The organism is Microbacterium azadirachtae (assembly GCF_000956505.1).
GTDB lineage: Bacteria > Actinomycetota > Actinomycetes > Actinomycetales > Microbacteriaceae > Microbacterium > Microbacterium azadirachtae_A.
On sequence record NZ_JYIX01000039.1, the window covers coordinates 242,061 to 266,646 of the forward strand.

The following is a 24,586-nucleotide window of genomic DNA, read 5'->3' on the forward strand; positions in this document are numbered from 1 at the left end:
CCTCGTCTCGTCAGTCGATCGTGATGATGTGCTCGTCGCCGAGGGCGTCGATGCCGGCGCCGATCCGCACGGCATACCGCCCGAGCTCCGCGATCCAGGCGTGCTCCTGGACCGACCAGTGCTGGAACGCGCGCCGCGGGATCTCGATGGCGATCGGGGTCACGGCCCCCGCCTCGGCGCGGACCGTGGCGAATCCGGCGAGCCAGAGCGCGGGGCGCTCGACGGCCGACTCGTCCACCCGGGACACGAAGGCCTGGACGACCTGCTTGCCGCTGCGGCCGCCGACGTTGGTCACGGTCGCGGAGATCTGTGCGCCGCCATCGTCGGACGGCACCACGTTCTCGTCGGTGATGCGCCACTGCGTGTAGCCGAGACCCGCACCGAAGGCAGCGACCGGTGCCGGACCGTCCTGGCGCGCCGCCCAGGCGCGGTAGCCGATGTTCAGGCCCTCGTCGTAGGCGAGCTTGCCGTCCTGCGGCGTCGTGTTCCACACGGGCACGTCCTCCTGGTGACGTGCCCACGTCGTGGTCATCCGGCCGCCGGGCTCGACAGCTCCGCTGAGCACGTCGGCGAGGGCCGTGCCGAACTCCTGCCCGGGGAACCAGCTCAGCAGCACCGCCGCCACGTCGTCGGCCCACGGCATGAGTACGGGCGCGCCGGAGTTCACGACCACGATGGTGCGATCGTTGACGGCGACGATCCGGCGCACCAGATCGTCCTGACCCTCGGGGAGAGCGAGGGACGGGCGGTCGAAGCCCTCGGATTCGAGGCTCTCGCTGGTGCCGACCACGACGATGGCGACGTCTGCATCCCCGGCGGCGTCGATCGCGCGCTGCAGTTCGACCTCCGGATCGCCGCACACGCTCTCCGTGCCGAGGAGGATCATCGCGAACGGGAAGCCGCCGGGGAGGAACGGCACGAGGTCGAGCTCGATCCGCACCTGCTGCCCGGCCTCGAGGTCGACCTCGGCGGAGCGGACGGGAGGGTGAAGGACGCCGGAGACCAGTTCGGCACTGGCCGGGGCGATCTCCTCGTCGACCACGGTCACGCCGTCGACCCGGAGCGTCACCTGGCCCAGCCCCGCGAAGCCGATCCGCTGAGGACCGGACTGCTCCGCGGTATAGACCGTGCGGAACTCGAGCCGCTTCGACCGTGCCAGCTCCGGGGCGAAGAGCCAGCCGAAGCGGCCGGACGGGAACGTCTCGGCACCGAACTCCGCACCGGATTCGTCGATGTAGTGCACCCGGGTCCCTGCGGCGCCGTCGGGTGCGGTGAGCGTGCCCCGGGGGAACGGGCGCAGCTCGGAGACCGGAGGGAGCCCCGGCGCCGACACCGCGCCGGGGAAGGCCGCGGCGATGCCGTCCCAGGGGGAGTGCTCGACCGCGGGGAACACCATGGCGGATCCGCCTCCCTGACCGCGACCGTGCTGCGCGTGCTGACCGATCACCGCGACCTTCGGTGCGCCGTCGAGCGGCAGCACGCCGTCGTTGCGGACGAGCACCATGCCGTCTGCGGCCGCTTCGCGCAGCAGCTCTGCGATCTCGGGTGCGGTCCACGCCGGGACGTGTTTCGCCGCGGGCGCCCCGTCCAGGGCGCCGATCCTCGCCGCCAGGCGGAGCAGACGTTCGACCTTCTCATCCACCGCGGACTCGGGCACCTCGCCCGCCTGCACGGCGGCCACGAGCGCGGCGCCCCAGGGGCCGTCCGGACCGGGCATCACCAGGTCCTGGGCGGCGTTGGCGCTCGGCACGGTGTCCTTCACGCCGTTCCAGTCCGAGACCACGACGCCGTCGAAGCCCCACTCGCTCTTCAGCGGGGTGCGCAGCAGGTCGTTCGACGCGGCGTACGCTCCGTTGACCTTGTTGTAGGAGGACATGACCATCCAGGCGCCGGCCTGCACGGCCCGCTCGAACGGGGCGAGATAGAGCTCCCGCAGCGTGCGCTCGTCGACGATCACGTCGACGCTCTCCCGGTCGGTCTCGCTGTCGTTCGCGATGTAGTGCTTCGGCGTGGCCGCGACGCCCTCGGCCTGCAGCGACTCGATGTAGGCCGCGGCGATCTCGCCGGTCAGCCACGGGTCCTCGCTGTACGCCTCGAAGTGCCTGCCGCCGCGCGGCGAGCGGTGCAGGTTGATCGTCGGGCCCAGCACGACGCCGACGCCCTTCGCGCGCGCCTCGGCCGCGATGAGCTTCCCGAGCTTTCGCACGCGGTCGAGATCCCAGCTCGCCGCGATCGACGTGGCGGAGGGGAGGCTCGCGGACGGATCCCGGTCGTCCAGCGCGGGCCCGCGGACTCCGGTGGGTCCATCGGAGACCATGATCGACGACAGGCCGACGGCCGGTTCGGCGGCGAAGGTCCACGTCGACGCCCCGGTCAGGAGCGTCACCTTCTGCTCCAGGGAGAGCCGGGATACGAGTGCGGGCAGATCGGGGGTCATGCGGTCATCCTTTGCGGGGTGGGTGCGGTCGGGGGCGTCATCGTCCGCCGGCGGAGGGGGCGGCGAAGAAGGTGAGGCCGTCTCGGCGCCACAGCGGCTCCTGTGCGGCGAGGCGAGGACGGAGGTCTTCCCAGGTGCGGGCGGGGCCCGCGTCCCAGGCGCGCTGGGCGAGCAAGGGCAGCCGCGGGAGGAGCAGGAAGGTGAGGTCGTCGAAGCTCTGCACCGTCTCGCACCAGATGGCCGCTTCGAAGCCGACGAGGTCGAGCTGGTCGTCGGTGTCGAATCCGGGGATCGGCGCGGTCGCCGCATGCTCGATCGTCACCGCCGGATAGGTCGGCAGGCCGAGCCGGTATCGCCTGGCCTCGACCTCCGGATCCGTGGAGGGCTCGGCGTATGGCGCGTCGAGGTAGGCGACGTCCGAGCGGGACATGATGACCCTCGCGTTCTGCCCGATCATGCGCCGGGGGTCGCTCGCCGCCGCCGCGAACGTGGTCGCGAGCATCTCGATCAGCCGGGGTGGAAGCATGCGGAAGAAGGGGTTCTCATCGGCGTCGGGCAGGGGATCCTCGCCGATCCAGAGCTGCACCAGCTCGCCGGGTTCGGCGTCCGCGCGGGCCGTCTCCTGCCAGCCGATGGGCTCCTTGCCGTGCGCTCGGACGATCTCCCTGGCGCGGACGACGAACGCATCGTGCAGATCCTGCGGCATCCCGAACGCCTCGTCGCCGCCGATGTGCAGGTACGGGCCCGGCGTGCGGGCGGCGACGGCGCCGATCACCTCGTCCACGAAGTCCCAGACCTCGTCCTTGCGGGGGTCGAGGAACTGCGGGGTGAAGTCCTCGGAGGCCATCCGCGCGATCGCCTCCATCGGATCCGCGATCACGGGCTGGGCGGTGCCGGTGGGCGACAGCTCGGGGTAGGCGGCGATCGCGGCCCCGCTGTGACCCGGCATGTCGATCTCGGGGACGACGGTGATGTGCCGGGCGGTCGCGTGCGCGACGATCGTGGCGAAGTCCTCCTCCGTGAAGCACGAGGATCCCGGCGGCGTGAGCGCGGGCCGCGCCGGGATCTCGAGGCGCCAGCCCTGCTCGTCGGTCAGGTGCAGGTGCAGCACGTTCATCCGGTACCGCTCGAGCAGGTCGATCACCTGCAGCACCTCCGCGCGCGAGAACGCGTGCCGGACGACGTCGAAGGAGAGCCCTCGCCAGGCGAGCGCGGGGCCGTCGAGGATCCGCACGGCGGGGAGCGCGAGCGCGCCTTCGGAGCGTGGTGCCTGCTCCGCCAGCGCGCGGAGAACAGTCGTCGCGTGGTGCAGGCCGGCCGCCGCACTGCCGACGAGACGTACGCCCTCCGGGGCGACCAGGAGCGAGAACCGTTCGGCGTCGAGGGAGCACCCGCTCGGCGTCACGCCGCGCGCCGGTGCGATCGCGGTGAGCGCGCCGTCCGAGGGATCGACGAGGAGGTGGATCCCTCCGGGTGCCGCCGCTCCTGTGTGCGGCGCGCTCAGCCGCACACCGGTCTCTGTGAGCAGACGGTCGACGAGGAGCTCCGCGACCGGAAGCATCTCAGGAGAGGCGACCGTCACGGCGGCGCCGTGGCGCAGGGTGAGGATCCCCTCGCGCTTCTCGGCGAGGCGCGGTGCGGGCAGGAGCAGGTCAGGGGGGTGGTTCATGGCGGCGTCCTCTGGTCTGGCGGCTTCAGCGCACGGTGCGGATGGGGAGGACGGCGAGAGCTCCGGCGAGGCCGATCGCGCTGACCACCAGGAACAGCGGGCCGTAGCCGAGCGACATGACGATGAAGCCGGCCGCGGCAGGGGCGATCGTGCCGGGGAGGGTCGCCGCGAGGTTCAGCACGCCCAGATCCTTGCCGTAGGCCTCGGGGTCGGGCAGCACGGTCGCCATGAGGGCCTGGTCGACGGCGACGAAGGCGCCGAAACCGATCGTCACGACGACGGACTGCAGGATCAGGCCGGTGACGGTCGGGACGAGGAACGGGATCGCGGCGCCGAGGGCGATGAGCAGGCCCGCGGCCAGGACGATGGGCTTCCGGCGCCCGATGCGGTCCGAGAGGGGACCGGAGACGGCGGTCGCGATGAGCAGACCGGGAAGGGCGATCAGGCTCAGCAGCGGGACGAGGGAGGTCGCCTCCTTCAGCGTGAGGCCGATGTAGTCCTGCGCGATGTAGAGCGAGTAGGTCGAGGTCATGTAGTACCCGCCGAAGAGCAGGAGCCGGCCCATGAAGCCCCAGAAGAAGTCCGGGTGGCGGACCGGGTTGACCCAGAACGCCGACAGGAACGCGCCGACGGAGAACGGGCGGCGCGGCTCTCCCCGGTTGTCGCGGCCGCGCACCAGGAGCGTGAACAGGAGGATGAGCAGGACGACGAGTCCGGTGACGGCGGCATATCCGAGCGGGATCCGGTCCACGAAGAACGAGCCGAGGATCGGCCCGAGGACCGCGCCGAGCAGCACCCCGAGTCCGACGAACGTCGAGTAGCGGCCGCGGAAGCGCTCCGGCACCCGGTCGGGCAGCAGGGCGGAGAACGGGCCCTGCCACGCGTTGAACCCGAACTGCACGACGAGCATGCAGATGGTGAGGGCCGCCATGTTCGGCGCGAGGCCCGCGGTGAGCAGGCCGACGGTGCCGATCGCCGCGCCGGTCAGCATCCAGGGATGCCGGGACCCCCACCGCGAACGGGTGCGATCGGACAGCACGCCGAAGACCGGCTGCGCGAGCATCGCTGCGATCGCGGACAGGGAGTTGATCAGGGCCAGGTGCTGGACCTTGGCGGTGGCGTCGAACTCCTGCACCTGGATCGCCATGAAGAAGCCGGCGACGCCGTAGGCGATCGGGGCGGCCGCCGCGGCGAAAGGCGCGAGTCGGAACAGGCGGCGCAGGTCGACGGGCAGCCGGCTCGACGGCATATGGGGGTCGCGCTCGATCGTGGGGAAGGGGGCGTCAGCGTTGGTGGACATCGATGTCTCCAGGGCGAAAGGACTCGGGGGATCCTGATTCCGAGAGCATCCTCGCTCTCGGACAGTGTCACCACCGTAGTGGTAAGCATTCGGATCTGCAAGACTCGATCGATCATGGAGAACGAGACGAAGGCGCGCGGCAGCTACCGCACGGGACGCGAGCGGGTCGAGCGGATCCTCGATGCGGCGCACGAGCTGTTCATCGCGCAGGGCTACCGGGCGACCTCGCTGCGGGACATCGCGCGCGCAGCCGGAGTCTCGCACCCCGCCGTGCTGCGCTACTTCTCGTCCCGCGGCGAGATCCTCACCGCCCTGATCGCCCGTCTGGACGCCGAGAGCGCCGCGCGCTGGGAGCGTCGCGGCGAAGAGGGCGCGGAGCCCGTCTCGGCCTCGGCGATCGCGCGGGCGGGGCGGGCCGTGCCCGGGTGGATCGAGCTCTTCACCGCGCTGCTCGGCGAGGGCACGAGTCCCGAGCACCCCGGTCACGCGCTGATGCTGGAGCGCCGTCGCGCCGGCATCGCTCTCGCCGTCGACTCCTACACCGGTCTGGGATCGACGGCAGCTCAGCGCGAGCGCGAGCTGCGGCTGCTCGTGGCGGGGTGGGAGGGGCTGCAGATCCTGTGGCTCTACTTCCCGGGCGAGATCGATCTGGTGGGTCAGCTCGCGCGGCACGAGAGCGATCTCCCCGGCAGTGCCGCCGTGGAGCCCGCCGTCGCCGCGGAGGTCGCCCAGGAGGCCGCGGACTACGGCGAGGTGATCGCCGCGGCCGCGCGCCAGTACGCCGCGCACGGCTACTACGAGACGTCGATGCAGGCCGTCGCCGACGATGCGGGGATCACCCGCGCGGCGCTCATCCACACGGCGCCGACGAAGCGCGCCCTCCTCGACGCCGTGCTCTCCGGACTCTTCGGGGAGCCCGCCGATCACGCCGAGGTGCTCGGACTCACCGCGCGGCCGCGGTGGATCACCGCGGCCGAGGTGGTCCTGATCTGCGAGGCGACCGTGCCGTCGCATCCGGCGCACGTGTTCTTCCGCGAGCGCCTCGCAGATGCCAGGACGTCGGTCGAGGGCATGCTCGCGGACGAGGGCGTGAACGATCCCGCGATCGAGGCGGACTGGGTCGTCGGATCCTGTCTCGGGATCCTCATCGCCTGGCTCTACGAGCCGGAGCTCGTGGATCCGTCGTCGCTGCTGCAGGGGATCCTCAGCCGCGTGCGCTCGCGCATGCAGCGCTGATCCGCCCTCGCTCCGGTGCTCCCGCGGGGTCAGCGTGCCGAGAGGATCGCCCTCACGTCGAACACCACGGAATCCGGCGTGTAGGTCCCGTCGAGCTGGAAGAGCAGGTAGCGGGCGGCGCTCCCCAGGTACTCGTGTCCGCACCCCGCCGCGGTCTCGACGGCGTCGCGGTAGGGGCGGACGCGGTCGAGCTCGAGGAAGGTCAGGGCGTTCGCCGCCTCGAGCCGTGACCACACGCTGTCGTGGTCGCGGAGGATCCCGGAGAGCGTGCGATAGGCCGCGTCGTCGCCCGTGATCCGGGCGAGCGCCTCGGCGGCGGGGGTCGCGACCGAGGCGTCCGGATCCTCGATCGCGCGTCGCAGGCCCTCGGCGGCGGGCGCGACGACGTGATCCGGGGAGAGCGCGAGCAGGCCGATCGCGCCCCATCTGCGCACCGTCGGGTCCTGATCCTCCAGGGCGGCGAGGAAGTCCTCGACGGCCGAGGCGTCCCGATCGGCACCGCGGTCCGCGAGGGCGAGCACGCGCTCGAGCGGATAGGCGCCCGGCGCGCGGCTCTCGTCCCAGCCCTGCGTGGGGGAGTCCTCGGCGAGGAAGCCGTTGTCGTGCACGGCGAGGATGTGCGTGCGCAGAGCGGAGCGCAGCTCCGACTCGATGTCCGCGTGCGCCGTGGATCCGGCGAGGTTGACGACCTCGTGGGGATCGCTCTCGAGGTCGTACAGCTCGGCCCCGGGGGCCGGCTGCCACCAGCGCTCCTGGGCGGCGTCGAGCCGGCCGTCGAGATGAGCCCGCTCCCACGCGCGGTAGCCCGCGGCGTTCCACGCGAACGCCTGATGCTGCAGATGCGGGCGGTGCGGCGTGTAGTTGCGGATGTAGCGGTAGCGCCCGCTGCGCACCGTGCGCGCCAGCTGATAGCGCTCGTCCATGCGGTTGCGCGCGCTGTAGGCGTGAGTGGGCAGGGCGCGCGTCAACGGCTCCGCCCCCATGCGGGCGGGGACGTCGAGGCCGGCGAGGTCCAGCAGGGTGGGGGCGATCGCAAGCGTCGAGACCGGCGAGGTGATACGCGCGCCGGGGGCGCCCAGTGGCGAGCCGAGTCGTTCGGGGGTGGCGATGACGAGGGGGACGTGCACGCCCTCCTCGTAGAGGAACCGCTTGCTGCGCGGCATCACCCCGCCGTGGTCGGAAGTGAGCAGGATGATCGTGTCGTCGGCGAGGCCGTCCTCCGCGAGCTGGGCCAGGAGATCGGCGACGAACGCGTCGTACGCGGCGACGGCGGAGTAGTAGACGGAGAAGTCACGGCGCACGGCGGGGTCGTCGGGCAGATAGGGCGGGACTTCGACGGCGTCGAGAGGGACCGCGGGCGGGAAGGGCTTCCGGTCCATCTGGGCGAGGAACGGCGCGAGCGCCGTCATGAACGGCGACTCCTCGTCGAACACCGAGGACTCGTGCGAGGCATCGAAGTTGAACACCGCGACGAACGGTGCGCCGTCTGGACGATTGCGCCAGTGCGCGGTCGCCGAGCTCTCCGCCCAGATCTCATCGGGATCGAAGGCCGCGTTGTAGTCGGTCTTGGCGTTGTTGGTGCAGTAGTAGCCGGCGTCCCGGAAGAGCTCCGGATAGGTGGTCATCCAGTCCGGCACCGGTGCCGCCGCCCTCATCCGATCGGCGGGGGAGTGGCTCTCCGGAGCGATGCCGGTGAGCAGGCCGAACCGCGAGGGGGCGCACACCGGTGCGGGCGAGCTCGCCGCCGTGAACACGACCCCGCGATCCGCGAGGGCGTCGATCGCGGGTGTGACGGCGAGGCGGTCGCCGTAGCAGCCGAACCACGGCGGGCAGTCCTCCGAGACGATCCAGAGCACATTGGGGCGCTTATCCGAGTCCACGTCGACCTCTTTCTAACTACCGAGTATTCAGTAGTTATAACAGAGCGGGTGAGATTGGCCAACCGCGCGATCTCCGCGTCGTGTCGTCGCAGGTCAGGCGCGGGCGAGGGGAGCGACGGCCGCATCGAAGGCGGCGATGAGGTCGAAGCCCGGCCGCAGCAGGTATTGCAGCTGCAGCCCGTCCATGAGCGCGATGATCTGCGATGCGGCGTCGTCCGCATCGAGATCGGGGGTGAGCCGCCCGGCGCGGACGTCGCGGCGCAGGTAGTCCCTGAACTGCACGACCGCTCCGCGGTACCGGCGCAGGAAGTAGTCGTGGGCGGGGTGCTCCGGATCCGTCGCCTCCGCGGCGAGCGTCACGAACAGTCGCATGAATCCGGGGCGCTCCAGGTTTCTACGCAGGATGTGGCGGCAGGACTCCAGGGTGCCGCCGCTCGCGTATGCGGCGTCCAGCGCCTCCTGATCCGCCTCATTGCGGCGCTCGAGCGCCGCCAGCAGCAAGTCCTCCTTGGTGGGGAAGTAGTGCAGCAGGCCCTGGATGGTGAGCCCGATCTCATCGGCGACGGTCTTCAGGGATCCCTGCCGGTAGCCCTGGCGCCCGAACACGGCGACGGCGGCGTCCAGGATCTGCGCGCGGCGCTCCTCGGGGTTGAGCCGGGCTGCCCTGGTGCGCCGGGTCGGCGTCGACTGATCCGTCATGTCCTGATCGTATCGATTTCGGCGGAGGTCTTGCGTTATCTACTGAGTACTCGGTAAATATGGATCACCCGCCAGAGAAAGGCCACACCGCCGTGGACGAACACCGCACCGATGCAGCACCCCTCGATCCGATGGCCGCGACGGCCTCCGTGACGGCGGAGGAGTCCGTGCCGCCTGCCGCGCCCGAACGGCTCGTCACGGCAGGCTTCCAGACCTCCCTGTTCTTCGCCTTCCTCGGCACCTGGACCGCTCTGCTGCCCGCGACGGGGATCACCCTGGCGCTCAAGGTGAATCAGATCGATCCGGCCGGCAAGGCGACGAGCCTCTCCCTCGTGCTGGGGGTCGGCGCCTTCGTGGCCCTCGTCGCGCAGAACATCTTCGGAGCGCTGAGCGATCGCACGTCGAGCCGGTTCGGCATGCGCCGCCCCTGGATCCTGGGCGGGATGGTGACCGGAGCCGCAAGTCTCCTCGGCCTCGCGTTCGCCTCGAACATCCCGATGCTGGTCGGCACGTGGGCGCTCACCCAGCTGACCTTCAACATCCTGCTCGCCGGGCTCAACCCCGTCATCCCCGATCAGGTGCCGCGGCGCCAGCTCGGCCGGGTGTCCGGCCTGATCGGGATCACCCAGGTCATCGCCGGTGTCGCGGGCGCCTTCCTCGCGCAGGCATTCCTGCCCGATCTGACCGCCGCGATCCTGATCCCCGGCGTCGCTCTGCTCGTGCTCGTGACCGTGTTCCTGTTCGTGCTCAAGGATCGCCGGCTCCGCCGCGAGGACGTCGCGCCGTTCGACCTGCTGCTGTTCCTGAAGGCGTTCTGGACGAGCCCCCGCAAGGCTCCCGACTTCGCCCTCGCCTGGGTCTCCCGCCTGCTCGTCACGTTCGGCAACATGACGCTCGCGAACTACCAGCTCTACTTCCTGCTCGATCGCTTCGGGTTCACGCAGGCGAACGTCGGGCAGGCCGTGCTCCTGCTCACGCTCATCGGCGCCGCGACGACCATCCCCACGAGCATCCTGCTCGGGCGGCTGTCCGATCGGCTGGGGCGGCGCAAGATGTTCGTGCTGCTCTCGGCGATCATCGTCGCGGTGGCGCACATCGTCGCGGCGATGGCCCCCTCGTTCGCGGTGTTCGTGATCGCGGCCGTCGTCGCCGGCCTCGCGCTCGGCGCCTATCTCGCGGTGGATCAGGCGCTCATCGCCGAGGTGCTGCCCTCCCGTGGCGATGTCGCGAAGGACATGGGCGTGCTGCACCTCGCGAACGTGCTGCCGCAGACGCTCGTCCCGGTCACGGCGCCGCTGTTCCTGATGATCGGCGGCGGCGACAACTACGCGGCGCTCTTCATCGGCGGCGCGATCGTCGCGATCATCGGCGCGATCGTCAACCAGTTCATCCGCTCCGTGCGCTGACGACCGCGACGAAGCGGCCCGCCTCCGAGGAGACGGGCCGCTTCGTCGTGCGGGCGGGGCGATGCAGAGTCAGGAGGTGAGTTCGAGTCGACGCGACTCGAGCTCGTCGGCGACCCTCCTCACGTCGCGCGGGTAGGTGCGGTAGAGGATCCCGAGCACGGCCGCGTTCACGAGCATGAGGATCACGAGCACCCAGAGGAACACGGTCTGCAGGCCGAGGGCGTTGGCGAGGAAGCCGGCGCCGATCGAGAACAGGGCCCAGCCGATCGCCTCGAAGATCGTGATCATGATCGCGAAGGCCTGGCCGCGCAGCTCGGGCAGAGTGATCGCCATGATGATCGGCCGGTTCACGCCGGGGTTCATTCCCTGCGCGATGCCCATCAGCCCCCAGATCAGCGCATAGGCGCCGATGCCGGCATAGGCGAACTGGGTGCCGAAGAACGCGACGACCGCGAAGAGCACCTGCGCGGCCTGGATGTAGGCGACGCGACCGCGCTGCGGGGCACGACGGTCGAGGACGCCGACGAGGAATCCTCCGCCGAGCGTGCCGAGGAAGTATCCGATGCCGAACGGGAGCGCCGCGATCGCGGCGGTGGCGTTGTCGAAACCGCGCACCGTGACGAGGAACTGGATGCCGAACACGCCGATCAGCAGATGCCCGGAGAGCAGGCGCGAGACCATCATCACCACGTAGGAGGGGATCCGGAACAGCGACATCACGCTGCGGAACGTGGGTTTCACCTCCGCGCGCTTCGCGGCGTCGAGGCCGGCCAGCTGCTTCTCCGCGGCGCCGACGCCCGGATCCTTGAAGAGCGCGAGGATCGCGACGCCGGCGAGGATGCAGACGCCGCCGAGCGCCCACATGCCCCAGCGCCAGCCGTCGGCGAAGTGCGAGAGCTGCGCGATGAGCGGGCTGAGGACCGCTCCGATGCCGGCGGCGGCGCCGTAGAAGATGCCGACCGCGCGGGCGCGGTTCTTGTCGTCGAACAGATCCGAAACCACGGCGTTGGCGATCGGCTGCGCGCCGATGAGCGCGGCGGCCATCAGGGTGTTGAAGACCAGGAGGGCCAGGAAGTCGCCCGAGAAGCCTGCGGCGATGCCGAAGACCCCGGCCAGGGCCGTGCTGAGCGCGAGCGCCGTGCGACGCGACGTCCTGCTCGAGATCCAGACCCAGGCGGGCCCGAACGGCACCGAGATGATCTTCCCCGCGGCCGCGAGCAGGCCCAGATGGCCGTTGTCGAGGCCGAGGGCCTTCGCGATCGTCGGGAACAGCGTCGTGGTCAGGCCGCCCTCCGTGCCGTCGACCACGAGCATGCCGGTCAGGGTGAAGAGGTTGCGCCACCGGTGCGGCACATGCGCCGCCTTCTCGGCACGGATCACCGACGTGGGCGTGCCCGCCGGCGGCGCGAGGGGAGGGGCGGATTCGGGTGCGGACATGGGGGTCTCCTGGATCATCGTCGATCGTCGAGCGGGGTGGGTGAGGGGTGGAGCGGGATGGAGGTCAGAGAGCGGCGAGGTCCTCGGCGACGCCGCGCAGCAGCGCCGGGGGCAGGGCGATCATCGCCGCGAGCTGGTAGAGCGACGTGCTGCCGAGCATGCCGAGGGTCTCGGTGTGCACGAGCTGCGGCACCGCGCCCCGCAGCACCTCGAGCGCGAGCGGATGCGACAGCAGCTCGGGCAGAGGTGTGCCGAGGCCGAACCGTCCGGCCGGGAAGTCGCCGAGCGGGGGGAGCGGCTGCGCGGCGGCGCTCGCGAGCGCCGCCTGCGCGGCGACGAGCAGGTGCTCCTCGCCGGGCTCCGCGTCCGCGGGGATCCCGAGCCGCACGTACTGGCTCTCGGGGGCGTCGTTCTCGTGCAGGAGCCGGGCGAGCAGGCGGAGCATCCGCAGCTCGAGCGCGGGATCGTCGAGAGGGTGCAGCTGCTGCGGATCCTCTTCCAGATCGAACAGCAGTGTGCCGTGCAGGTACGGGCTCACCATCGCAGAGCCGCGCAGTCGCAGCGGGCGCACGCCCTTCATGAACGGGAACGGCTCGGCGAGCTCGGCGCCGGCGAACTCCGCGGGCGCGAACCGTCCGCGCATGTGCGTCGGCATGAGGGTGTACTCCTCGAGCGGCGCGTTCTGCGGCGTCGCGCACGCGCGCATGTAGACATGGCGCCCGTCGGTGACGTTCACGTGCCCTCCGTGGATGCCGAACAGCGCGCCCTCGTGGACCGGGGTGACCGGCGCGTCCGCTCCGTCTCGGGCCTCGGACCCGCCGGGGCGGAGCGCGATCCCGAGCATGTCGTCGGTGGGCGCGACGTCGAAGAGATCGAGCAGGGTCGGGGCGATGTCGATGGTCTGCACCAGATCGTCGTTGCGGGTGCCGGCCTGGCCCGTGCGCGGATCCCAGAGGAAGGCGGGCAGGTGCACGAGCTCCTCGAACCAGGGCTGCACGCTCTTCGCCCACCAGCCGTGCTCACCGAGGAGGAACCCGTGATCGGTGTTCACCAGCAGCAGGGTGTCGTCCCACATGTCGTGCTCGTCCATGAAGTCCAGCACCCGTCCCAGGGACCGGTCGCACATCGAGACGAGCGCCTTGTACTCGTAGCGGGCGTGCTCGACCTGGTCCGCGGGTTCGGTGACCTTCGCGTAGGGCGGCCAGTCGAACTCGGGGCCCTCGTAGCGATGCGGGTAGAGCCGGCGGTACTCCTCGTACGTGAAGAACGGCTCGTGCGGGTCGAAGCACTCGATCTGCAGGAACCACTTGTCCGCGTCCGCGTTCGTGGCGAGGAATTCCAGCCCGGCGTCGAACGTGCGGGTCTGCGGATGCTCGGTCTCGCGCGTGAGGTATCCGCGGTTGATGGCGTCCTGCCGATGCAGGCGATCCTTGAAGCCGGTCAGCGGTCCCGTCGCCGCGACGTCGGCCTTCCACGCGTCGCCCTCCTGACCGCGGAAGAACTCCCAGGTCGTGTACCGCGTGTGGTACGTCGCGCCGCCGTCCTCCCAGTAGTGCGGGTGGTCGCTCGCGAGGTGCGTGTGCACGCCCGCCTTGCCGAGCATCTCCGGCATCGAGTCGTCCCAGGGCTCGAGCGGGCCCCAGGAGCGGTGCAGGAAGTTGTGCCGTCCGGTGTGCAGTTCACGACGGGCGGGCATGCACGGCATGGATCCGGCGTAGAACCGGTCGAAGGTCACGGTCCGCTCGGCGAGACGGCGGAAGTTCGGGGCGTGGATCTCGTCCGAGCCGTACGGCGGCAGCAGATGCCGGTTCAGGCTGTCGAACATGACCATGATCGCGCGCATCAGCGGGTCGCTCCGCTCTCGGACGCCTCGGCGGCTCCGGGTCTGTCCGAAGCAGCCCTGGTCGATGCGGCGGGGTTCGAGGCCGCCGGAGCCGATCCGATCACGCCGTCGAGCAGATCGCGGCGCAGCTCGCGCAGCATGTCCATGTAGCCGTCGATCGCGGCCATGCCGTAGATGTGGCCGCGCTCGTTGAGTGCCGCAGCGAGCTCGTAGTCGAACTCGACGTCCGGATCGACCTGCAGGGTGCGGTCGCGGAGGCGGAAGCGCACGACCTGGTCCTCGCGCGCGGTGAGCTCGGTCTCGATGAGGTCGATGAGCTGTTCCCGGGTCATGAACCCCGCGAAGCTGAGGCGCGCGCCGAACTCCGGATCCTGGAACCGGCTCGGCGGGCTGTAGGGGCCGGTGAGCCAGTCGAGCAGGACGGTCATGCCCTCGGGGGTGACCCGGTAGATCTTCGCGTCCTGGGCCCCTGGGCGGTCGTCGACCGTGAAGAGGACCCAGCCGCGCTCGACCATGCCGGCGAGCGAGCGGTACACCTGGCTCATCGTCGTGTTCGAGCGCAGGAAGCGTCCGTGCGTGTCGAGGTAGCGCTTGATCTCGTAGCCGGTGGACGGCTTCTCGCCGATCAGGCCGAGGAGGAGGTGCTCGAGCTTCATTGATCCAACCTATGACTCTTGTGTCATCCTCGCGATGACAGACCGAGGATGACACAAGAGTCATGGGTGCGTCAAGGGGCGGCATCTGCGATGGGCGACGAGCTCCAGGGCGTACGGTGGCGAGGTGGAGACTCTCGACCCGCTGCCCGACCATCCCGCCCCCGACAACCCGCAGGGCAAGCTCGTGCTGCTGCGGCACGGCGAGACCGAATGGTCGCGGAGCGGCCGGCACACGGGGCGCACCGACATCCCGCTCACTCCGCGCGGCGAGGAGCTGGCCCGGCTGGCCGGGGCGCTCGTGACCGGATACGACTTCCGCCTCGTGCTGTCCTCTCCGCTGCAGCGCGCCCGCCGCACGGCGGAGCTCGCGGGGCTGGACGCCGATGTCGATCCGCTGCTCGTGGAGTGGGACTACGGCGGGTTCGAGGGGCGCACGACCAAGGACATCCGCGCGGAGCTCGGCTACAACTGGAGCGCGTTCACGCACGGCGTGATCCGCGGCGAGACCCCGGGGGAGACCGTCGAGGAGGTCGCCGCGCGCGCGTCCCGCGTGCTCACCAGAGTGCTGCCGGCGATGGTCGACGGCGACGTCGCGCTCATCGCGCACGGTCACTACCTGCGGATCCTGACCGCGGTCTTCCTGCGTCAGGCGCCGCGGTTCGGGGCCGCGATCACGCTGGACGCCGGATCCGTCTCGGTGCTCGGCTTCACCCGCGAGCAGCCCGCGATCCTGGCCTGGAACCACGGTCCCCAGCTGCCTCTGGTGCCGTCCGAGTCCTGAGAGAAGTCCGACGACCTCTTCCCTTGTTCGAAGATATGTTCTAGAATAGGGTATGGCCATCATCGATCCGCACCTCGTCCGCAGTGACGAGATCGTGGATCGGTGCCGTGAGATCGACCGACGGATCGCCGCCCTCGAGGCGGAGAAGTCGGCCCTGCTCGGAGCGCGGGTGCAGCTGCTCCTCGACGAGCTTTCACCCGGCGCCGACGGGTTCGAGAGCGCTGAGCGGTCGATGTTCGCGGAGGTCTCCGCGGGCCTGCACATCTCCCGGGCGGCGGCGGTTCGAGCGCTCGCGACGGGATGGTCCCTCAACGACCGCTTCCCGATGACGCGGGCCGCGCTCGCCGCCGGTGAGATCTCGCTGCGGCATGCTGTCGTGATCGTGCAGGCCGCGGCGCCGCTCGATATCGCGGATGTCGACGCGCACCACCGGTACGAGGAGCTCGTGGTCCCCTGCGCGGCGGCGGAGACGGCGCCGCGTGCGGAGGCTTTCGCGAGGTCTGCCGCCGCCGCGGTCGCCCCGCAGAGCACGACCGAGAGGCATCGCCGTGCCCGCGGCGATCGGCAGGTGCGGGTCACCGACGTCGACGACGGGATGGCCTGGTTGGAGATCCTGATGCCTTCCCCGCTCGCGCACGCCGCTCATGATCGACTGACGGCGATCGCCCGGCGGATCCGGCTGACCGGCGACGCCGAGGCCGGCGGTGCGTTCCACGGGCCGCACGCTCCTCAGGCCGGGCAAGAACTCGGCGACGACGACCGGCGACGGTTGGAGCTGTTCGCGTCCATGGCGGAAGACCTCCAGGAACCAGCCCGCGATACTCGGTCACTCGATGAGATTCGCGCCGACATCGCGACGGATCTGCTGCTCGCCTCCGATACCGATCTGATGCCCGAGAGCGGAATCGACAGCATCCGCGCCACCGTGCAGGTCACGATCGCCGCACCGACCCTGACCGGAGCCGACGACCGGCCCGCCGAGCTCGACGGGCATGGTCCGGTCGATGTGGACCTCGCCCGGCGCCTCGCGGCGACCGCCGACGTGTGGGACCGGCTCTTCCTCGACGCTCGCGGAATGCTCACCCGCACCGACACCTACGCCCCCACGGAGCGGATGCGACGATTCCTGCGAGCCAGGGATCAGCGCTGCCGGTTCCCGGGGTGCCGGATGCCCGCCCGTTCCTGCGACATGGACCACAACCACGACCACGCCAAAGGCGGCCCCACCGATCTCGGCAATCTGTGCTGCCTGTGCCGCGGACATCATGCGCTGAAACACCCCGACCTCGACGATCGCTGGCGATGGCACGCCATCCCACAGCCTGGCGGCATCATCGAATGGATCAGCCCCGACGGTCGCGCCTACATCGACGAGCCCCCACCGCGCGTCCAGTTCGTCTGAGCAGCTTCCGCACTTCTCACGTCCTGAGATCTCACGATAAGGAGTCCATCATGACCGCAGAATCGATCGTGCGCAGCTACCACCTCGCCTGGACGAGCGGGGATGTCGACGGCGCCATGGCGCTCGTCGCCGACGACATCGTCTGCCGGGCACCCGGGGGAGACCTGCGGGGCAAGCAGGCGTACAGCGCCTTCATCGCCGGGTTCGCCCCGCGGCTCACCGGCATCGAGGACATCGCCTCCTTCGTGGACGGCGATCGCGTCGCCCTCTTCTACTACCCGCAGACGGCGGCGACGTCGACCACGCCCGCCGCCGAGCTGTTCACCGTTCGCGACGGCCTGATCAGGGACAGCGTGCTCATCTTCGATCGGCTCTCCTACGCTCCACCGCCGCAGGAGTGAATGCGCGGAACCGCGTGACCCGGCGTTCGCTGCTCGTCACGCTCGTCGGCTGCTCACGGCGCTGAACGGCATCGGCCGGCGGCCTGCGGCTGTGCGGTCATGTTCAGGGCTTCTTCTTCAGGTTCTCCGGCGCGGGGATCTCCTCGGGGCGATAGCGCGGCAGGCGCGAGGCGGGGAGGGCCGCGATCGCGCTGATGCCGGCGAGCACGAGGAAACCGAGTCTCAGCGTGCGCAGGCGCTGCTCCTCGTTGATCGCCACGGCCGCGTCGATCTGCGCGGGGGTCGCGTCGGTCTCCTCGAACTTCGCCTTCAGGGCGTCGTTGCTGAGGAAGTTCACCTGATCCAGGTCGACCTGCGTCATGATCTCCGGCGGCAGATCCTTGTGCGCGGCGACCGCCTGGGTGAAGCCCATGCTGAGCAGGGTCACCAGGAGCGCCCCCATCACGGCCGTGCCGACGGCGCTCGCCAGGTTCTGCGTCGTGCCGCGGATGGATCCGACATCGCCGGCGAGCGTCTTCGGCGCCGCGGTGACGAGCACGTTGAACACGAGCGTGACGAGCGATCCCTGGCCGATGCCGAAGACCACGAGGCCGAGGATCGTCGGGAACGTCTCCCAGTTGTTGGTGACGACGATGGACAGCCAGATCAGGGCGAGGGTGGTCAGGATGAACGAGAACAGCGCGATGGTCCGCGGGGCGAAGCGCTTGTAGAACCGCACGATGAGAGTCGCGGTCACGAACACGGTGAGGTTGAACGGCATCATCGCGAGGGAGGTGTCGAACGGCGTCCGCCCCTGCACCACCTGGATGTAGGTCGGCACGGTGAAGTTCACCGCGGCCTCCATCGCCACGATGATGAACATCGCGTAGACCGCGGCGCGCTCCGAGCGCTTGCCGAGAACGCTCAGATCCACAAGCGGCACCTTGCCGAGACGCATGCGTCGTCGGGTCCACAGGAAGAAGGCCTGGCCGAACACCACCCCGACCACCACGAACAGCGGCGCGGGGGAGAGACCGAGCACCGAGAACGGCGCTCCGGGCTCGGCGAGCAGGATGCCCCACGCGTTGAGGTTGTTGAAGCCCAGGGTGAGCAGCACGACCGCGGCGCCGATCAGCGCGGATGCCACGAGGTCGATCCGGATCGCGGGGTTGCCGCGATCGCCGCGCAGTCCGAAGCTGAGCGCGAACACCGCGATCGCGAGCGCCAGCGTGATGAAGAAGATCGGACGCCAGCCGACCAGGGTGCCCAGGGTGCCGCCGATGAGGAACGCGCTGATGCCGGAGAACGCCCGGGCGGAGCCGAGCGAGCCGACCGCCGTCGCCTGCTGCGCGCCGCGGTAGTTCTCCGCGATGAGCGCGACGAGCGAGGGCACGATGATCGCGGCGGACGCGCCCGCGAGCACCTGGCCGCCGATCGCCCAGCCGATCGAGGTCGCCGTGATCATCAGGACGCTGCTGAGCGCGAACACGGCCACCACGATGCGGAAGATGAGCACCCAGCCGATCCTCTGGCCGAGCTTGGCGCCGGTCATCACCAGCGCGGCGACGGCCAGCCCGTACACGACGATGGTCGAACTGGCCGTGGTCGGCGGCACGCCGAAGTCCTCGACCATCCCGCCCAGCGAGATCGGCAACGCCGCGACGTTGAACGACATCAGCACCTGGGCGAGGAAGAGCCCGATCATGGGCGCCCAGGAGCGCCGCTCCTCGACGGGCGGGGTGACGGGGGAGGTGACGTCGGTCATGAGGACTCCTTCACAGCGGTCGGATCCGTTCCGGCGCCGGGGGCGTGGGTGCCACGAGGTGCGGAGGCGAAGAGGTTGAGGCCGAGGGTGCGGGAGAGGAAGGCGCACGCGCGCTGTCCCCGCACGCTGTTGCCCGCCTCGTCGAGGCGGGGGGAGAAGGCGCCGATGGCACCCTTGCCGGGGGCGATCGCGACGATGCCTCCGGAGACGCCGGACTTCGCCGGGAGGCCGATCTCGAACAGCCACTCGCCGCTGCGCTCGTACATGCCGCACGAGGCGAGCAGGGCGAGCGTGTCACGCGCGGTCTGCGCGGAGACGACGCGCTCGCCGGTGAGCGGGTTCACGCCGCCGTCGGCGAGGGTCGCGCCCATCGTCGCGAGATCCTGGGCGGTCACGGCGAGCGAGCACTGCCGCGTGTAGATGTCGACGGCCTCGTCCGGCGCGATCGCGAGGCGGTCGTAGCTCTGCAGCAGACGAGCGAGGGCATGGTTGCGGTGATTCGTGAACGACTCCGACCGATACACCTCGCCGTCGAGGGCGAGCGGTCGCCCGGCGAAGCGGCTGAGCCCGTCGCGGATCCGCTGCCAGCGCTCGTCGGCATGGGCGCCGGGGACGAGCGCGGTCGTCGCGATCGCGCCGGCGTTCACCATCGGGTTCATCGGGCTGCCGTCGTTGAGCTCGACCGCCACCACGGAGTTGAACGCGAGCCCCGTGTTGTTCACGCCGACGGTCTCGCGGATCGTGTCGTGCCCGATCTCGTCCGCGGCCAGCGCGAACACGAACGCCTTCGAGATCGACTGGATCGAGAAGGCGACGCCGACATCGCCCACGGCATGCGCGCCACCGTCGACGTCGACCACCGAGAGCCCGAACCAGGCCGGATCCGCTTCGGCGAGGATCGGGATGTAGTCGGCTACGACGCCGTCGTCGTGGCCGGCATAGCGCGCGTGCGCCTCGGCGACCAGCTGATCGATCCGCGCGTCCTGCGGCAGCGCGCCGGTGAAGCTGAGTTGCGGGACATCGTTCACATCGGCCTGGAACACGGCGTCTCCTCTGACGGCACCAGTATTCCGCAGAGTGCCCTCCGGCGACAGGGGGTCTCGTCTCCCGGCCGACGCGTGGGAAACACCCGGTGGGAGGGCGCTTCGGGTATCGCGACTCAGTCGCCGAACGCGTCAGGGGCGGTCTGCGGCGGTGCCGGCGGCAACGGGATCGCGCCGGTGTGCCCCTCGCCCTCGTAGTCGGGGCGGGGCGGCTGCCGGCGCTGGTGCGCGCCCTCGCCGCCGAGGCGCCCGCCGTAGGGACGGCCATGGTCGGCGAACTCGTCGCGCACGAACACGAAGCGCCAGTCGCCCGCGGTGAAACGCGCGCCGGTGTGCAGGGTCTCGACGGGACGCCCCTCCTCTTCGGTCGCCTTCGCGATGTTCGCGCTGGTCTGTCCGGGGCCGACCATTTCGAGGTCGTAGTCGTCGTGCCCGTCGTGGCGGATGATCGCATGCACCGGGTCGATGCCCTCGAGGCGGATCTGGCAGTCCGCGCCGGATCCGATCCGCGTCTCGTCCTCGGTGATCTCGTGCACCAGGTGGGTGTCTTCGAGGGTGATCAGCAGATGAGGATGCCCCGCGCCCCAGTCGGCGTGAGTGGTGGTGCCGCGCCCCTGCGTGTTCATGTCGGACCTCCTTCGTGGAGGCCGGGCGGCGCGGATCATCCGTCCAAGACGCTCAGCGGGGTGTCGCCCTGGTCTCTCGCATACCGCGATCGTAACCCCGCCCGCGACCAAGGGCGCCGGATCGAGCGAAGCCGTGCTCGCTCAACGACCCCGAGAGGGTCTTTGCTGCTCCTCAGCCGTGGTGGTCGTGCTCGTGCCCCTCGTCGTGGGCGTGCGCACCGCCGTGCCCGTGACCCTCGCCGTGGTCGCACTGGCACTCGCCGCCGCCGCACGCGCAGGCCGCGCTCTTGATCGTGCGGGGGGCGTCGAGCGAGGGGTTGCGGTCGAAGAACCCGAACGGCTTGAGCCAGAATGAGATGGTGTCGGCCGGCATGATCGGCCAGTCCTCGGCACGCGTGATGTGGTGGATCCCGAAGTTGTACCAGAGCACGACGTCCTCGTCGACGAGATTCTCGTCGTCCGCGATCCACGCCGTCATGCCGTTGCCGAGGTCGTCGACGGCTTGGGTCGGATAGTCGCCCGCCGGCCAGAACTGGTCGTCGTGGTGGCGCGTCACCCAGAGCGTCTTCCCGATGACGGGGTTGCGCTTGAGGATCGGGGATGACTCGTCGAACATCGAGGGGAAGGACGCCGAGGGGACGAGCTTGTACGCCACGGGGGCGCCCCACGCGTTGAGGCGGTTCGGGTTCTGCACCTTCCAGCCGCGCTGGCGCTCCCAGTCGTAGCGGCGCCCCGCCTCCGCCTCGGAGCGGATGACGGTGGCCTGCGTGTGCAGGTCGAGGCCGTACGGGTTGGCCTCCGAGATCGGCGCCGGCATCGAATCGGACTCGACGACGGTGTTGCCGTCCCCGTCGACGTCGAGGTCGAGCCGGGCGATGAGGAAGTGCTGGTGGAAGGGCGCATACGTGCGCTCGTCGATCGTGGTCCCCGTGGCCTTGCCCTGCTCGCCCTCCGCCATGGGCGTCGTCACCATGATGCCGGTGGCGCGCACCTCGCACTCGATGTTGCCGTCCTGGTAGAAGCGCCAGTACACGAGGTACTCGTAGTTGGCGACCGTGGCGTGCACCGACACCACGAACCGGCGCTGGCGGCGCACCTCGGTGCCGGAGTCGGGGTCGACGTGCTTCCACAGCACGGCGTTGTCCTCCTCGTGCAGGCAGATCGCGTTCGTGATCGTCCAGGGCTGACCGGCGGTGTCCGGCAGCACGGCGTCGAGGTACGTGATCTCGCCGAGGCAGTCGCAGCCGAGCTCGAGCGAGGTGCACATGTATCCCAGGCCCCACTCGCCGATGTCGAACGCGGTGCGCCGGTAGTGGTCGAAGCTGGAGTCCCGGTAGGGCACGATCATCTCGGCGAACGAGAGCCGGTAGGCGACCTCGCGCCTGGTGCCCTGGTCGTCGAAGCCGACCTGGTAGATGACCGGTCCCTCGCGGTAGTTGAACCCGAGCCGGAAGTCCCAGTTCTGCCAGCGGATCCGGGATCCCTCGACGGTGAACGAGACGCCCTCCGGCTGCACGATCTGCAGCGGCTTCAGATCCTCCCGCGGAGTGATGCCGGCGAGTTCCGGCACGTACTCGCCGTGCACCTCGGGGAAGCCGAAGTCGTGGTGATCCTCGATCTCGAGCACCTCGAGAGTGTTCATGTCGACGATGATCTTCAGCCCGCTCACCGGGTGCGCGTAAGGGTTGCCGTCGGGCGTCGCGCGCATCCACAGGTCCACCCAGCCGAGGCGGCGGTCGCGCCACTTCTCGGGGATCACGGCCCCGCCGTACGTCCAGACGTCGAACAGCACGAGGTCGAGGTCGTCGATCCCGCGGCCCGCGAGCGCCGCGCGGACCTCGGGGTTCTCCTTCATCGCGTGGTCGCAGTCGTGGTACTCGTCGATCGTGAAGTTCGGGGTCACGCCCGGCACGGGCGTCCACGACTCCACGGCGTCGTCGGTGAGGTTCACGACCGCCTCGTAGACCTCGTTGGTCTGCTTGCGCCAGAGCACCGCGAGCGAGCGGCGCACGACCGGATCCCCGTCCCGCCACGCCTTGACCTCGGCCTTCGGCGGCTCCTTGAGGATGATCGAGGCGTAGCGCCAGCCGGCGTCGATGCCGTGCTCGCGGGTGAGCACGGCGGCGGTGGCGGAGAACTCCTCGCCCGTGAGCGAGTCCAGGGGGTGCGATGGCGTGGGCTGCGACGACATGTGAGTCCCGTTCGTTCGATCCCGGGTGCGCCACGATGCGCGCCCCGGCGGACTTCGAGTCTGCCAGTCCGGCGCGGAGTTCGCACCGCCGGGATCAGCCGACCGGGATCTCCGCGCCGGTCCCGGCGTCGAAGCGCCGGGTCGTCGTCTTGTACACGCCTTCGCTGTCGACGTCGATGACGAGCGGACCCTGCAGCCGACGGATCATCACGTTCGAGATCACGATGCCGGGAGCGTCCGCGCGGACCGTCGCGACTGCTCGGCGCACGACGTCGGGGTCCACCTCGGCGATCGAGAATCCGCCCTGGGTCGAGGTGAGCTCACTGGTCCAGGACAGGCTGAGCGATCCGTTCCGGAAGGCATAGCTGTCCTCGCCCTCCGGATCCGTCGCGCTCCTCGCGTCGATCGACCAGTACGTGTCGAACATCACCACGGACTCCAGACTGCGACCGTGCAGCTGACGGCGCAGGTCCGTGAGATCGAGATCGAGGACGGCGGAGTCCCAGATCCCCTGGACCTGTCCGCCGAGGCGCTGCGGCATCTCCCCGATGAGTGCGGCCGCGCGCGCGGGCGTCGAGAACGCCCAGACCGTGCCGAGCGCGAATCCGCTGAGGACGCAGACCACGATGATCACGGCGTTCGCCAGGATCCGTCCGACACGGCCCGCGCCCGACCCGGGCTCGGCGGACGACGGTTCCGCGACTCCGGCACGGGGAGCGGTCCTCGCCGAGCCGGGCGCAGGGGCCACCGCGTCGTAGCGCGACGGCGCGGCGCGCAGTTCGGCCGCCCAGTGCGCGTCGGGCGCCGGGTCCAGCACGGGGCGCGCCCCCGGGGCCGGCGTCGCCACGACGACATAGCGTCCGGTGAAGAAGCCCGGCAGCTCGCCCATCGTGATGAACTGCGAGAACACCTCCTGCCGCGGAGAACCGGCTCGCGGGAACACCGTGACCGTGAACTCGTACAGGTGGTGGAAGTTGCGCACGGTCAGGCCCGCCTCGCGCAGGGACTCGATGCGGGCGATCTCGCGGAGCGCCGTGGACGCGACCACAGGGGGAGCGCCGAGTCGTGCGCCGCGTCGCGCCCCCGAACCCGAACTCGCGCCGACCTTCGACACGATGCCGAAGACCAGCACCGCCGGCACGACAGTCGTGGCGACGATGAGGGCGATGACGAACGCGATCGTCGCGGTCTCGGTGCTGCCGAGCGTGAACCCGAGGACCGAGGCGAGGATGGTGCCGATCGCCATCCAGAAGAGGACGAGGATCCCTCGTCGCACCCAGCGGTTCATGTCGTTCTCCTCGTTCTCGGGTCTCTGGACCATAGCGGTTCGGGAAAGGCGGGCGGGGTTCGGGAAGGGGGCGGGCGTGCCCGGCGTCATCCGAGCAGAAGGGCCTGCGGATCGTCGGGCGAGACCCGGAACGGCAGCACCGCGCCCTGGCGCCAGTTGTGCCGAGCGGCCTCGGCGATCACCGTGCGGTAGGTCGCCCGATAGGGTTCGCGGCCCTCGACCCGCACCTCGAGGAGCACGGCGTACACCGTCAGGCCGTCGGCGGAGGGCTCTTCGGGCGTGCACGCGATCACCGTGCCGGATGCGGGCAGGCCGCTCTGGTGGAACGCGAGATTCGCGAACGGATCCGCCGTCGCCGCGCCGTACGGTCCGCCGGGCCCCGTCGGGGCCGCCGCGGTCGTCTGGTTCGCGAAAGCATCGGCGACGCGGCCCCACTGCTCTGCGATGTCGGCGGACTGGCGGATCGCCTCCCGCGCGGTCGGATGCGGCGGCAGCTCGCGCGTCGCGCGCATCAGACGCAGCAGATCTCGGATCACGCCCATGCTGC

19 protein-coding genes are annotated in these 24,586 nt (G+C 70.3%); 5 read left to right on the forward strand and 14 right to left on the reverse strand.

Translation table 11 applies throughout. The features are described from left to right. Positions 1-10 precede the first annotated feature (10 nt). The 3 genes from RS86_RS17420 to RS86_RS17430 are packed head-to-tail and all read right to left on the reverse strand — an operon-like array spanning position 11 to position 5,406. Entirely contained in the window at positions 11-2,437 is a 2,427-nt protein-coding gene (locus RS86_RS17420; RefSeq protein WP_045273508.1) for a beta-glucosidase, read from the reverse strand. A gap of 37 nt (positions 2,438-2,474) precedes the next feature. Further along, the gene (locus RS86_RS17425) at positions 2,475-4,106 is read right to left on the reverse strand and encodes a family 20 glycosylhydrolase (protein WP_045273509.1); all 1,632 of its coding nucleotides are present in this window, start codon (positions 4,104-4,106) and stop codon (positions 2,475-2,477) included. Positions 4,107-4,131: 25 nt separating this feature from the next. Beyond that, complete coding sequence (locus RS86_RS17430) at positions 4,132-5,406, reverse strand: MFS transporter (protein ID WP_052680352.1); 1,275 nt, start codon at positions 5,404-5,406, stop codon at positions 4,132-4,134. A gap of 114 nt (positions 5,407-5,520) precedes the next feature. On the opposite strand from RS86_RS17430, the gene RS86_RS17435 reads away from it, so the two are divergent. After that, positions 5,521-6,642, forward strand: a complete 1,122-nt coding sequence (locus RS86_RS17435) for a TetR/AcrR family transcriptional regulator (protein ID WP_045273510.1) — start codon at positions 5,521-5,523, stop codon at positions 6,640-6,642. A gap of 29 nt (positions 6,643-6,671) precedes the next feature. Here RS86_RS17435 and RS86_RS17440 read toward each other — a convergent pair whose 3' ends face one another. Together RS86_RS17440 and RS86_RS17445 are read right to left on the reverse strand one after the other, a co-directional pair. Beyond that, positions 6,672-8,522: a sulfatase-like hydrolase/transferase gene (locus tag RS86_RS17440; protein ID WP_045273511.1), complete on the reverse strand. Its 1,851-nt coding sequence runs from the start codon at positions 8,520-8,522 to the stop codon at positions 6,672-6,674. 93 nt (positions 8,523-8,615) lie between these two features. Further along, positions 8,616-9,221: a TetR/AcrR family transcriptional regulator gene (locus RS86_RS17445; RefSeq protein ID WP_045273512.1), complete on the reverse strand. Its 606-nt coding sequence runs from the start codon at positions 9,219-9,221 to the stop codon at positions 8,616-8,618. A gap of 92 nt (positions 9,222-9,313) precedes the next feature. Between RS86_RS17445 and RS86_RS17450 the strand changes: the two genes are divergently transcribed. Further along, positions 9,314-10,627: an MFS transporter gene (locus tag RS86_RS17450; RefSeq protein ID WP_052680354.1), complete on the forward strand. Its 1,314-nt coding sequence runs from the start codon at positions 9,314-9,316 to the stop codon at positions 10,625-10,627. 69 nt (positions 10,628-10,696) lie between these two features. Here RS86_RS17450 and RS86_RS20015 read toward each other — a convergent pair whose 3' ends face one another. From RS86_RS20015 to RS86_RS17465, 3 genes are all read right to left on the reverse strand, one after another. Continuing rightward, the gene (locus RS86_RS20015) at positions 10,697-12,064 is read right to left on the reverse strand and encodes an MFS transporter (protein WP_052680367.1); all 1,368 of its coding nucleotides are present in this window, start codon (positions 12,062-12,064) and stop codon (positions 10,697-10,699) included. A 64-nt stretch (positions 12,065-12,128) separates the two neighbouring features. After that, positions 12,129-13,895 (reverse strand): sulfatase, encoded by a 1,767-nt coding sequence (locus RS86_RS17460; protein WP_235281820.1) that lies wholly within the window; start codon positions 13,893-13,895, stop codon positions 12,129-12,131. An 11-nt stretch (positions 13,896-13,906) separates the two neighbouring features. Then, positions 13,907-14,563 (reverse strand): PadR family transcriptional regulator, encoded by a 657-nt coding sequence (locus tag RS86_RS17465; protein WP_082076867.1) that lies wholly within the window; start codon positions 14,561-14,563, stop codon positions 13,907-13,909. Between the two features lie 124 nt (positions 14,564-14,687). Between RS86_RS17465 and RS86_RS17470 the strand changes: the two genes are divergently transcribed. Genes RS86_RS17470 through RS86_RS17480 form a run of 3 tightly spaced genes read left to right on the forward strand, consistent with a single transcriptional unit; the run spans position 14,688 to position 17,147 of the window. Then, entirely contained in the window at positions 14,688-15,344 is a 657-nt protein-coding gene (locus RS86_RS17470) for a histidine phosphatase family protein (protein WP_052680355.1), read from the forward strand. A gap of 52 nt (positions 15,345-15,396) precedes the next feature. Next, positions 15,397-16,746, forward strand: a complete 1,350-nt coding sequence (locus tag RS86_RS17475; RefSeq protein ID WP_045273514.1) for an HNH endonuclease signature motif containing protein — start codon at positions 15,397-15,399, stop codon at positions 16,744-16,746. A 50-nt stretch (positions 16,747-16,796) separates the two neighbouring features. After that, on the forward strand, positions 16,797-17,147 hold the full coding sequence (locus RS86_RS17480; protein WP_045273515.1) for a nuclear transport factor 2 family protein: 351 nt from the start codon (positions 16,797-16,799) through the stop codon (positions 17,145-17,147). 103 nt (positions 17,148-17,250) lie between these two features. On the opposite strand, the gene RS86_RS17485 is transcribed toward RS86_RS17480, so the two are convergent. The 6 genes from RS86_RS17485 to RS86_RS17510 all read right to left on the reverse strand — a co-directional run bounded on the left by RS86_RS17485 (position 17,251) and on the right by RS86_RS17510 (position 24,581). Continuing rightward, positions 17,251-18,891, reverse strand: coding sequence for an MFS transporter (locus RS86_RS17485; RefSeq protein WP_045273516.1), 1,641 nt, complete (start codon positions 18,889-18,891; stop codon positions 17,251-17,253). Beyond that, positions 18,888-19,934, reverse strand: coding sequence for a glutaminase A (gene glsA / locus RS86_RS17490; protein ID WP_045273517.1), 1,047 nt, complete (start codon positions 19,932-19,934; stop codon positions 18,888-18,890). The genes RS86_RS17485 and glsA overlap by 4 nt, the downstream gene beginning before the upstream one ends. Positions 19,935-20,050: 116 nt before the next feature. Further along, positions 20,051-20,560, reverse strand: a complete 510-nt coding sequence (locus RS86_RS17495) for an FHA domain-containing protein (RefSeq protein WP_200892831.1) — start codon at positions 20,558-20,560, stop codon at positions 20,051-20,053. 172 nt (positions 20,561-20,732) lie between these two features. Beyond that, positions 20,733-22,751, reverse strand: coding sequence for a primary-amine oxidase (locus RS86_RS17500; protein ID WP_082076868.1), 2,019 nt, complete (start codon positions 22,749-22,751; stop codon positions 20,733-20,735). A gap of 94 nt (positions 22,752-22,845) precedes the next feature. Beyond that, the gene (locus RS86_RS17505; RefSeq protein WP_152642221.1) at positions 22,846-24,039 is read right to left on the reverse strand and encodes a hypothetical protein; all 1,194 of its coding nucleotides are present in this window, start codon (positions 24,037-24,039) and stop codon (positions 22,846-22,848) included. An 86-nt stretch (positions 24,040-24,125) separates the two neighbouring features. Continuing rightward, a complete protein-coding gene (locus RS86_RS17510; RefSeq protein ID WP_045273519.1) occupies positions 24,126-24,581 on the reverse strand; it encodes a hypothetical protein in 456 nt (151 codons plus the stop codon). Positions 24,582-24,586 lie beyond the last annotated feature (5 nt).